Origin of the sequence: Streptomyces sp. NPDC058664 (assembly GCF_042716635.1) — a bacterium.
Classification (GTDB): Bacteria; Actinomycetota; Actinomycetes; order Streptomycetales; family Streptomycetaceae; genus Streptomyces.
This window is the reverse complement of sequence record NZ_JBHXRW010000069.1, coordinates 25,651-35,325: the sequence shown is the minus strand read 5'-3', so window position 1 is coordinate 35,325 and position 9,675 is coordinate 25,651. Positions and strand designations below refer to the sequence as shown.

Here is a 9,675-nt window from a genome sequence, read left to right as displayed (position 1 = left end):
GTCCTGCTCGGGGTACGAGGAGACGAGCCGGGGCGCCCCCCGCGGCCCCCCGGGGGGGGCGGGGCCCCGGGGGGGGGGCCGCCCACCCCCCCGGCCGCGCCCTCACAGCCCCCGCTCGACACGGCTTTCCAGGAGCAGGAGAAGGACATGCCAGACACCCAGCGACCGGTGGCGCTCGTCTCGGGCGGTTCCCGCGGCATCGGCCGCGCCGTCGTGTCCCGGCTGGCCCACGACGGATTCGACGTCGCGTTCTGCTACCGGTCGGACGCGGACGCGGCCGACGAGGTCGTCAGGTCGGCTGCCGAGACCGGAGCCCGCGTCGTCCCCCACCGCGTCGACGTCGCGTCCCTGGAGGAGGTCCGGGCGTTCACCGACGCCGCGGAGAGCCAGCTCGGCCCGATCGACGCCGTGGTGACCTCCGCGGGAGTGGTACGTGACAACCCCCTGGTGAGGATGACCGGCGAGGACTGGGGCGATGTCATGGCGACCAACCTCGACGGCACCTACAACATGTGCCGCTCGGTCATCTTCTCGTTCATGAAGCGCCGCACCGGCTGTGTGGTGACGCTCTCGTCCATAGCCGGGATCCACGGCAACGCCACACAGACCAACTACGCGGCTTCCAAGGCGGGGATCATCGGCTTCACCAAGTCCCTGGCCAAGGAGTGCGGAAAGTACGGCGTACGCGCCAATGCCGTGGCGCCCGGCCTCATCGAGACCGACATGACCGCCGGCCTGACCGAGGCGGTCAGGAAGGACATCCTCGACGGCGTTCCGCTCGGCCGCTTCGGCACCCCCGACGACGTCGCCGACCTGGTCTCCTTCCTCGTCTCCGACCGCGCCCGCTACATCTCCGGCCAGGTCCTGGGCGTGGACGGCGGCCTGGTGATCTGAGCGCGCCCTTCCCCGATCCACCGCTCTTCGACCACGCAGGAAGGACACCTGGACCGATGAGGCTCGGACTCAATCTCCGCTACCTCGGCCCCCTGGGCGCCGGAGCCCGGCCGCGGGAGTCCGCCCAGTACGTTCGCGAGGCCGAGCGCCTGGGCTTCTCGGTGGCCTGGACCGCCGAAGCGTTCAGCTCGGACGCGGTCTCGCTGCTCGGCTGGCTCGCCGCGCAGACCTCGCGCATCGATCTGGGCACGGCGGCGATGCAGATCCCCGCCCGCACCCCCGCGATGACGGCGATGACCGCCGCCACCCTCGACCTGCTCTCCGAAGGCCGCTTCCGCCTCGGGCTCGGAGTGTCCGGGCCGCAGGTCGCCGAGGGCTGGCACGGCGCCCGGTTCGAAAAGCCGCTGGCACGCACCCGCGAGTACGTCGACGTCGTCAGGATGGCCCTGCGGCGCAAGACCGTCGCCTACGACGGAGAGCACTACCGCCTGCCGCTCCCGGACGGCCCCGGCAAGGCCGTCCAGCTGGGCATGCGCCCTCGGCGCAAGCACGTACCGGTCTACCTCGCGGCCGTCGGCCCGGCCAACACGCGTCTGGCGGGCGAGATCGCGGACGGCTGGCTCTCCGTCTTCTTCCAGCCCGAGTTCGGGCAGGAGTCCCTGGCGGAACTGCGCACCGGACGGGAGCGCAGGGGGGCGGATCTGCGGGAATTCGACGTGGTGGCGGCGGTGCCGGTCGCGACCGGCGACAGCCTCGCCGACTGCGCCGACCGGGTGCGCGCGTTCACCGCCCACTACGTGGGCGGGATGGGTTCGCGCCGGCACAACTTCTACAACCGGCTCATGGCCCGCACCGGCTTCCCCGACGAGGCCGAACAGGTGCAGAAGCTCTACCTGGACGGGAAGTTGCGTGCGGCCACCGAGGCCGTGCCGCGGGAATTCCTCGACCGCACCGCCCTGCTGGGTTCCACCGACCGCATCGCGGACCGGCTGCGGGCGTACGCCGAAGCCGGAGTCACCACTCTCTCGGCCATGGTCTTCCCGGAACACGTCGAACAGGGCATCGCGACCCTGCGCACCCTGGCGGAGGCCATGGACAGGGCCGGAGTGGGCGACTGAAGCCCGGCCGCGACGTCCTCACCGCGACGTCCGTGACGTCCGCGGTCCGAGGGACGGGTCCAGGGGTGCGCCGGCGGTGTCGGCGGGACCGCGTCAGTCCCTTCCGGCCGCCGCCGGCTCGACCGGGGAGCGTCCGTGGTCATGGGCGTAGGCCGTGAAGACGGCCTGAGGGCTTCCTCCCGAATGGACGAAGCGTTCGTCGAGCACGGTGGCGAGGTCCTCCAGGGCCGTGCGCAGCACCGAGGCGGAGAGCCGGACGTCGGGATGACGTGCCCTCGCCGCCTCCTCCGCCAGGCCCGCGGTGTGACCGAGCTGTACGGGCAGGGAGGTGTTCTCGTCCCCGTCGAAGAAGTAGTACGACTCGGCGTACTGCAGGAAGTCGACGGTGATCGTGGAGAGGGCCGAGGCGAGGCCGTCGAGCAGCGCCGCCCCGCCGGCGGAGTCGAGCGCCCGCGCGGTGGCCCGGCTGCGGCGCACGTGGGACAGCCGCAGGGCGAGCGCCCTGCGGCGGGCGAGGGCCGGGTAGACGCCGAGGATCCAGGCCACCGTGGCCGACAGCAGGATGAAGCCCGCCAGGGCCTCCAGGGGGGCGAGCACGCGCAGCGGGCCCGAGGTCGGTGCGATGTCTCCCAGGCCGAGCGTGGCCAGGGTGACCAGGGAGACGTACAGCGCGTCGATCGGCCCCGCGTGCTCGGCGGGGGTGAGCTCCGTGGCGTACGTGAAGCCGTCGGGCATGTGGGGCCAGTAGACGAGGGCCCATCCGACGGCCACGGTCACCGTCCAGACGGCGACGACCGTCATCATGCCGATCGGCCCCGCGAGTCCGGCGGGACGCCACCGCGTCCCGCGGTGGCTCGACAGCCGCCACACGCTCCGCATCACCAGGCGGCTCAGTCCGCCGTGACGGGTCGGATGCCAGAGCGTGTGGAAGACGTCCCGCAGGATGACCAGGACCAGGACGGCCCCCGCGGGCACCGCGAGCCATGTCATCCCGGCGCCGTCCGTCCGGCGCCCGTCCGTGTCTCGACGCGGTGGCGGACGACGGTGGTCAGGACCGTCAGCCGGGTCGACACGGCGGGTACGGGCGGCACCGGGTCCTCGACGCGCCGTGCCTCCTCCGGCAGCGCGGCGAGGTCGGCCTCGAAGCGGGCGCGGGCGGCCGCCGGGGTGTCGGGCGGTTCCACCCGGAGCCCTCCGCGCATCACGGTCCGCAGTAACGGTTCCGTGCCCTCGGGCGGTTCCTCGTTCGCCAGGCCGATGACGTCCCGCGTGCCGGGGCCGCGGAAGACCTGCTTCGGGCCCGGCGCCGTCGCCTTGGCGGGGGAGAGCTTCATGACGGGCCGGCCGTCGTACTCGACCAGCTTGTACGCCGCGTCCAGGTACGGGGCGTCGGCCGCCGTGCAGAGCTTCGTCCCCACGGCGTACGCGTCGATCGGCGCCCCCTCCCGCACGAGCCGGTCGATGCCGTACTCGTCCAGGCCGCCGCTCGCGATGATCCGCACGGCTCCCAGCCCCGCCGCGTCCAGGGCCGTACGGGCACGCCGGGCAAGGGCGCCCAGGTCGCCGCTGTCGAGCCGGATCGCGCACCCCGGCCCGAGCCCCAGGTCCGCGAGGACGCGCGCGGCGACGGCGACGCCGTGGTCGGTGTCGTAGGTGTCGACGAGGAGGGTGACGGGGCCCGGGTGGGTGCGGGCGAAGGCCCGGAACGCCTGCTCCTCGGAGGCGAACGCCTCGACGTACGAGTGGGCCATCGTGCCGGCGGCGGAGATCCCGTACCGGTGCGCGGCGGCCACGTTGCTGGTCCCCGCGAAGCCGACCAGGGCGCACAGCCGGGCCGTCCGCAGACCCGCCTCGGGGCCGTGGCTCCTGCGCAGCGAGAAGTCCACGAGCGGACGTCCGCCGGCGGCGAGCACGCACCGGGCCGCCTTCGAGGCGATCACCGTCTGATGGCAGACGAGGGACAGCAGGTACGTCTCCACGAGCTGGGCCTGCGGCAGGGGAGCGGTGACCTCCAGGAGCGGTTCGCCGGCGAGGACGACACGTCCCTCGGGGACCGCCCTGACCCGTCCGTCGAAGGACAGGCCGTGCAGCGGTTCGAGGTCCTCGACGGGCCGCCGCAGGGCCTCCGCGAACTCCTGGACGTCGGAGCGGCCCACCCGGAAGCGGGAGAGGAGGTCGAGGGCCGGTTCCAGGCCGGCGGCGACGAGGAATCCCCGGCCCGGAGGGAGGTCGCGGACGAAGAGGCTGAACGTGGCGGGTGCCCGCATGTCCTCCCGCAGGTACGAGAGCGCCATCGTGACCTCGTACAGATCAGTGGTGGTCACCTCGGACATGCTTCGAGCATGCACGCTCGGCCGCTGCCCCGCACGGGGGCGGGCGGACCGGTCGCCCCACGGGCCCGGCATGCGCCCGGCCGGGGCGCACGTACGCCGGGTGTCCGACCACGCCTGCGTACGCGCACCGGTCCGAGGCACCCCGGTCCCCGGGGTCTCGGGTTCCCCGGTCCCGATTCCCCGGTTCCCCCCCGGTTCCACCGGGCCCGTTCGGGCGTAGCCTGAGGGCCATGACGCAGGATGCCGATCCCGGGCTCTTCGGTCCCCGTTCCGTGACCTGGCACCTGCACAGCGACCCGGTCATGTGGCTCGCGGGTGTCCGCGCCCTCTGGCTCCAGGCGCTGCACCCCGTCGCCGTGCGCGGAGTGATGATCAACAGCGGATTCCGGACGGACCCCTGGGGCCGGCTCATGCGGACCGCCGACTTCGTCGGGACCCTGAGCTACGGGACGACCGAGGCCGCGGAGGCGGCCGGTGCCCGGGTGCGCCGGATCCACCGGCTGCTCGGCGTGGACGACCCCGAACTGCTCCTCTGGGTGCACTGCGCCGAGACCGACTCGTACCTCTCGGTCGCGCGGCGCTCCGGCCTCCCGCTCACCGGCGCCCTGGCCGACCGCTACGTCGACGAGCACCGCACCTCGGCCCGCCTCGTCGGACTCGACCCGGCCCGCGCGCCACGGTCCACCGCCGAACTCGCCGCCTACTTCGACGCCGTACGCCCCCGGCTCACCGCCGGGCCGGACGCCCGCACCGTCGAGGACTTCCTCCGCAGGCCGCCGGTGAAACCCGCTCTCGTACCGGCGCGCGAAGCGATCTGGCGGCGCGTCACCGCGCTCGCGTACGACACTCTGCCCCCCTACGCCCACGCGCTCTACGGCCGCCCCGCCCCGCCGCCGGAGACCGTCACCCACCGGCTCGTCGCCACGGCCAACCTCCTCCGCTGTGTCCCCGCCCACCTGCGCTGGAGGCTCCCGCCCCGGCACATCGTCCGCGCGACGGACCGGCTCGGCCCGCGGACGCGACCCGATCCCTACACGTACCCCGCCCCGTACCCACTGTCCGAACCGGCGTCCATACTGGAGACGCCGGGGAAGGCGTAGGAAATCGACGGGGGCGGCAGCACACGATGGGGGAATCCAGACTGATCCAGGGCCGGTACCGCCTGCACGAGGTCATCGGCCGCGGCGGTATGGGCGAGGTGTGGCGCGCCACCGACGAGGCGCTCGGGCGCGGGGTCGCCGTGAAGTGCCTCAAACCGCTCGGACCGCAGCAGGACCCCCAGGTCCTCACCATCGTCCGCGAGCGGTTCCGGCGCGAGGCCCGGGTGGCCGCCGCGCTCCAGCACCGGGGCATCACCGTCGTGCACGACTTCGGCGAGTACGACGGTGTGCTCTTCCTCGTCATGGAGCTCCTGGAGGGGCGCAACCTCAGCCAGCTCCTCGCCGCCAACGCCCAGCACCCGCTGCCCGTCCAGGACGTCGTCGAGATCGCCGACCAGGTCGCCGACGCCCTCGCGTACACCCACGGCCACGGGATCGTGCACCGCGACCTGAAGCCCGCGAACATCATGCGGCTGCGCGACGGGACGGTGAAGATCTGCGACTTCGGAATAGCGCGCCTCGGCGCCGACATGGGCTTCACCTCCCGCCTCACCAGCACCGGCATCGCCATGGGCACGCCCCACTACATGTCCCCCGAGCAGATCGGCGGCGGCGAGATCGACCACCGCAGCGACCTCTACTCGCTGGGGTGCGTACTGTACGAACTGGCCACCGGCACCCCGCCGTTCGACCTCGGCGACTCCTGGGCGATCCTCATCGGCCACCGGGACACGGAGCCGCGTCCACCGCGCGCGCACCGCGCCGAACTGCCCGACTACTTCGACCGGATCGTCCTCGACCTGCTCGCCAAGGTGCCCGAGGAGCGGCCCGCCGACGCGGGCGACCTGCGCCGCCGGATCATGTCGGGACGCGTCGGGCCGTCCCTCGCCGTGACCGCTCCGGTTCCCGTGCCCACGCCGCCGGCCGCCCCGGCCCCCGCGCCCGCGTGGATCCGGGGCATCACCGGGGGGCACCGGCCGGCCGACCCCGGTGCCGGGCCGCGCCCCGTCGCCCACGACCCGGCCGCGGCCGTACTGACCACCGAGTGGACCACCGCGAGCCCCGCCCCGGACGGCCCGGCCCCCGACGCCCGGGTCCCGGGCGCCCCCGTCCCCGACGCCTCCGCGGCCGCGCGGGTCGCTCCCTCCGCGGAGCTGATCGCCGTGCTCGCCGGGCGGCACCGGGCCGGCATGGGCCTCGGCAGGCTCGGCCGCTGGGGCGAGGCGGAGTCCGTGCACCGGTCCGTCGCCGAGCACCGCGCGGCGGCCCTCGGCGCGGACCACCCCGACACCCTGGCCAGCCACTACGAGGTCGGCTTCGCCCTCGCCCGGCTCGACCGCCCCGCCGACGCCCTGCGTGTCTTCGAGCGGGTCGCCGCGATCCGCGCCCGTGTCCTCGGCGCGGACCACCCCGACACCCTGGCGGCCCGGCAGGAGCGGGCGTACGCGCTCGGGCGCCTCGGCCGGCACCCCGAGGCGTACGAGGCGTACGTCGCCGTCCTCGCCGCACGCGAGCGCACCGTGGGCCCCGACCACCCCGACACCCTGCGCTGCCGGCACAACCTGGCGTTCACCCTCGGCCGCCTCGGCCGCCTCGAGGAGTCGTACCGTACGGCGCACGAGGTCGCGGAGGCGCGGGCCCGGCTGCTCGGCGCGGACCACCCCGACACCCTCGTGACCCGGCACGAGGTGGCGCACACCCTCGGGAAGCTCGGCCGGGGCGAGGAGGCGCTCGCCCAGTACCGCGCCGTCGCCGACGCGCGCGCCGCCACCCTCGGCGCCGAGCACCCGGACACCCTCGCCGCCCGCTACGAGACCGGGGTCTGCCTCGGCCGGCTCGGCCAGGCCGCCGACGCCCTGGAGGTCTGCCGCGACCTCGTGGCCGCCCGTACCCGGGCCCAGGGCGCCGACGGTCCCGACACCCTGCGCGCCCGCCACGTCCTCGCCGTCAACCTCGGCCGGCTCGGCCGCTGGCAGGAGGCGCTCGCCGAGTCCCGGAGCGTCCACGCGGGCCGGGAGCGGGTGCTGGGACCGGACCATCCGGACACCCTCCTCAGCAGCCGGGAGACCGCCGTCGCCCTAGGCCGCCTCGGCCGCTGGGAAGAGGCACTCGAAGCGCACCGCGCCGTCGCCGCCGCCCGCACCCGCCTCCTCGGCCCCGCGCACCCGGACACCCTCGCCGCCCTCGAAGACGAGGCGCACTGCCTGGAGCGCCTGGGCCGACACGCCGAAGCGGCCGCACTGCTCCTGAGAGCGGCCACCCCGCCGTCCCCCTGAGCCCCGCCGTCCCCCTGAGCCACGACGACCCCCGACAACTCCGCCACCCCGACACACGGCCGCGCCGCCACCCCGTCATAGCGCTGCCCCGCGGCCGCCCGGTCACTCCGCCGCCCAGCCATAGCGCCGCCCGCGGCCCTCCGTCACCCCGCCCCCCGGTCACCGGCGCTCTTCCTCACCCGTCGCCCTCGTGTGAGCATGAGCCATGAACCTTCCCGCGCCGCCGGCCGGCGTCCCGGCCGCCTCCCGTTCCTACGACGCCGTCGTCGTCGGAGGCGGCCACAACGGTCTGGTCGCCGCCGCCTACCTGGCCCGTGCCGGGCGTTCCGTCCTCGTCCTGGAGCGGCTCGGTTCCACCGGCGGCGCCGCCGTGTCCACCCGGCCCTTCGCCGGGGTCGACGCGCGGCTCTCCCGGTACTCGTACCTCGTCTCGCTCCTCCCCGAGAAGATCGTGCGCGAGCTCGGACTGCGGTTCGCCGTGCGGAAGCGGTCCGTCTCCTCGTACACCCCGAAGGGCGACGGGGGCCTCCTCGTCGGCGGCGGCCCCGACCGCACCCGCGCCTCCTTCGCCGCGCTCACCGGGTCCGACCGCGAGTACGAGGCCTGGCAGGCCTTCTACGCCCGCACCGGCCGGGCCGCCCGCCGCGTCTTCCCCACCCTCACCGAGCCCCTTCCGACCCGAGCCGCGCTCCGGGCCCGGATCGACGACGCCGACACCTGGCGGATGCTCTTCGAGGAGCCCCTCGGCGTCACCGTCGAGCGGGAGTTCGCCGACGACCTCGTCCGCGGTGTCGTCCTCACCGACGCCCTCATCGGCACCTTCGCCGACGCCCACGACCCGACGCTCCTCCAGAACCGCTGCTTCCTCTACTACGTCATCGGTGGCGGCACCGGGGACTGGGACGTGCCCGTCGGCGGCATGGGCGCCCTCACCGACGCCCTCGCCGACGCGGCCCGCGCCGCCGGCGCCGACATCCTCACCGGCCACGAGGTCACCCGGATCGAGACCGACGGGAGCCGCGCCGCGCTCACCTACCGCACCGCGGACGGCGAGGGCACGGTCGAGGCGGGCCAGGTCCTGGTCAACGCCTCGCCCCGCGACCTCGCCGTCCTCCTCGGCGAGACGCCCCCGCCCGCCCCGGAAGGCGCCCAGCTCAAGGTCAACATGCTGCTCACCAGGCTGCCGAAGCTCCGCGACCGCTCCGTCGACCCGCACGAGGCCTTCGCCGGCACCTTCCACATCGCCGAGGGGTACGGGCAGCTGGCCACCGCCCACGCGGAGGCGGCCGCCGGACGGCTGCTCTCAGCCCCGCCCTCCGAGATCTACTGCCACTCCCTGACCGACCCGACGATCCTCGGCCGCGAACTCGCCGCCACCGGCCACCAGACCCTCACCCTCTTCGGGCTCCACACCCCCGCCCGGCTGTTCACCGAGGACAACGACGGCGCCAGGGCCGCGCTCCTCGCGGCGACCCTCGACCAGCTCGACGCCCACCTGGCCGAGCCGATCGCCGACTGCCTCGCCCTCGACGCCGACGGCCGTCCCTGCGTCGAGGCGAAGACCCCGCTCGACCTCGAACGCGAACTGCGCCTGCCCGGCGGCCACATCTTCCACCGCGACCTCTCCTTCCCGTACGCGGAGGACGGGGAGGACGCGAAGGACAGGGCGGAGGGCGGGGGCCGCTGGGGTGTCGGGACCCGGCACGCCAACGTGCTGCTGTGCGGAGCCGGCGCCGTCCGGGGCGGGGGAGTGAGCGGCATCCCCGGCCACAACGCGGCGATGGCGGCCCTCGGCCGGTGACGACGGGCCTTCCACGCCGTCTCTCCGTTCGGCCGTGTCGACCGTGCCCCGCCCCCGCCTGTGGTGTGAAGCTGATCTGCGAGCGCGCTTAAGAAATCCTCGATGGACCGCGAGCGCTCCGTACGGAAGATTCTCTTCCAGGGATCTTGGGCG

General features: G+C 74.5%; 7 protein-coding genes. 5 read left to right on the top strand and 2 right to left on the bottom strand.

The window, feature by feature from the left end:
- The first annotated feature begins 147 nt into the window (after window positions 1-147).
- On the top strand, window positions 148-894 hold the full coding sequence (gene fabG, locus ACFWUY_RS35475) for a 3-oxoacyl-ACP reductase FabG (protein ID WP_384119639.1): 747 nt from the start codon (window positions 148-150) through the stop codon (window positions 892-894).
- A gap of 56 nt (window positions 895-950) precedes the next feature.
- Complete coding sequence (locus ACFWUY_RS35470) at window positions 951-2,012, top strand: LLM class F420-dependent oxidoreductase (protein WP_384119636.1); 1,062 nt, start codon at window positions 951-953, stop codon at window positions 2,010-2,012.
- 93 nt (window positions 2,013-2,105) lie between these two features.
- Here the strand turns inward: ACFWUY_RS35470 and ACFWUY_RS35465 are convergent, their stop codons facing one another.
- Window positions 2,106-3,002, bottom strand: coding sequence for a potassium channel family protein (locus ACFWUY_RS35465; protein ID WP_384119634.1), 897 nt, complete (start codon window positions 3,000-3,002; stop codon window positions 2,106-2,108).
- Complete coding sequence (locus ACFWUY_RS35460; protein ID WP_384119629.1) at window positions 2,999-4,345, bottom strand: nicotinate phosphoribosyltransferase; 1,347 nt, start codon at window positions 4,343-4,345, stop codon at window positions 2,999-3,001. Before ACFWUY_RS35460 ends, ACFWUY_RS35465 begins: the two co-directional genes overlap by 4 nt.
- A gap of 230 nt (window positions 4,346-4,575) precedes the next feature.
- On the opposite strand from ACFWUY_RS35460, the gene ACFWUY_RS35455 reads away from it, so the two are divergent.
- The 3 genes from ACFWUY_RS35455 to ACFWUY_RS35445 all read left to right on the top strand — a co-directional run bounded on the left by ACFWUY_RS35455 (window position 4,576) and on the right by ACFWUY_RS35445 (window position 9,522).
- Complete coding sequence (locus tag ACFWUY_RS35455) at window positions 4,576-5,445, top strand: oxygenase MpaB family protein (RefSeq protein ID WP_384119623.1); 870 nt, start codon at window positions 4,576-4,578, stop codon at window positions 5,443-5,445.
- 26 nt (window positions 5,446-5,471) lie between these two features.
- Window positions 5,472-7,721 carry a tetratricopeptide repeat protein gene (locus ACFWUY_RS35450; protein WP_384119619.1) on the top strand — a complete coding sequence of 750 codons (2,250 nt, stop codon included), beginning with the start codon at window positions 5,472-5,474 and terminating at the stop codon, window positions 7,719-7,721.
- A gap of 205 nt (window positions 7,722-7,926) precedes the next feature.
- Window positions 7,927-9,522 carry a phytoene desaturase family protein gene (locus ACFWUY_RS35445; protein WP_384119613.1) on the top strand — a complete coding sequence of 532 codons (1,596 nt, stop codon included), beginning with the start codon at window positions 7,927-7,929 and terminating at the stop codon, window positions 9,520-9,522.
- The last annotated feature ends 153 nt before the right edge of the window (window positions 9,523-9,675 follow it).